The sequence below is a fragment of the Mycobacterium kyorinense genome (genome assembly GCF_001672775.1).
Lineage (GTDB): Bacteria > Actinomycetota > Actinomycetes > Mycobacteriales > Mycobacteriaceae > Mycobacterium > Mycobacterium kyorinense_A.
Genome location: NZ_LZKJ01000151.1, coordinates 1 through 1409 on the forward strand (window position 1 = coordinate 1; position 1409 = coordinate 1409).

Here is a 1409-nt window from a genome sequence, read left to right on the forward strand (position 1 = left end):
CGACGCCGGGCCGCGCCACTCACTGGTCAGCTGCGTGATCACCCTGTCGTAATCGATTGCGGCGGACTCCAACTCGGCGGCCAGCCACCGCCAGGACGACGCCGCGGACATCATCGCCGCCGACCCCGGTCCGGCATACATGCGAGCGGAGTTGACCTCTGGCGGTAACGCCCCGAAATCCAGCACTACGTCTCCTCTAGCTGGTCGCGGCGGCGTTGGCGGCTTCCGTGGCCGCGTACGAACCGGCGCTGGTGCCCAGCATGTTCACGAACATGTCGTGAATTGCCGCGGCTTGGACGCTGGCCGCCTGATACATCCGGGCATGCGTGGCGAACTGTGCCGCCGTCAGCGCCGAAATCTCATCGGCTGCCGGCGGCACTATTCCCGTCGTCGGGCCCGCCGCAGCCGCATTCTGCGCCGCCACTGACGCGCCGATAGCCACCAAATTGCGAGCCGCAGCGGATAGCACCTCCGGCTGGGTTTCTACGAACGCCACGCTGATTTCTCCTCAGTGCTCGGTCTCAACGGCCTTCACGAGCCGCTCGCTAGCGACGTTAGATGGCCGGGAGCCGACTGTGCACTACCAACGACGAGTGTTCACCTAAAGATAGAAAGAGTTCATTACTGCGTACCGCTGACGCCTCTGAACGCCTTATATCTTCATTAGTGAACTTATGTCTCAGATAGTGGATCGCAGCCGTCGCCGATGGCGAGGAAGGGCATCGCATTCGTGACTACGAGGTCGAGTAGATCGGCAGGCTGTAGCGACCGACGAGGCCAGGACGTCAAGTAGTGGATTACGGAGCATTACCGCCGGAAGTCAACTCTGGCCGGATGTACGCCGGCGCGGGCGCGGGACCGATGTTGGCGGCCGCCGCTGCCTGGGACGTGTTGGCCACCGACCTGTACACGACCGCGTCCTGCTACGGCTCGGCGATCTCCGAAATCAGTGGCCTGTGGTCGGGCCCGGCGTCGATTTCGATGGCCGCGGCCGCCGCGCCCTATGTGACGTGGTTGTCCACCACCGCGGCACGGGCCGACCAGGCCGCTACCCAGGCCGGGGCCGCGGCCGCCGCCTACGAGGCTGCGTTCGCCGCGACCGTGCCCCCGCCGCTGATCGAGGCTAACCGCCTCCAGCTGGCGCAGGCGGTGTCGACCAACGTTCTCGGTCAAAACATGCCGATCATCGCCCAGCTGGAAGCCCAATACGGGGAGATGTGGGCCCAAGATGCCGCGGCGATGTACGGATACGCCGCTCAGGTCGCACCCACCACGAAGGTGACGCCGTTCACCGCTCCGATGCAAACCACCAACCCCGCCGGGCAGGGCATGCAGGCCGCCGCGGTCACCCACGCCGCTGCCACATCGGCCGGAACTGGCGCACAGTCGGCCGAGTCGCAGCTACTGGC

General features: G+C 65.9%; 3 protein-coding genes. 1 reads left to right on the forward strand and 2 read right to left on the reverse strand.

Going from position 1 to position 1409, the window contains the following annotated elements; all coding sequences use genetic code 11:
• Window positions 1–183 (reverse strand): PPE domain-containing protein (locus A5707_RS23455; RefSeq protein ID WP_156657385.1); only part of this gene is annotated, 183 nt, incomplete at its 3' end.
• Between the two features lie 13 nt (window positions 184–196).
• Window positions 197–496 (reverse strand): PE family protein, encoded by a 300-nt coding sequence (locus tag A5707_RS16985; RefSeq protein ID WP_065012573.1) that lies wholly within the window; start codon window positions 494–496, stop codon window positions 197–199.
• A gap of 296 nt (window positions 497–792) precedes the next feature.
• Here A5707_RS16985 and A5707_RS16990 point away from each other — a divergent pair.
• Window positions 793–1409 (forward strand): PPE family protein (locus A5707_RS16990; protein WP_156658073.1); only part of this gene is annotated, 617 nt, incomplete at its 3' end.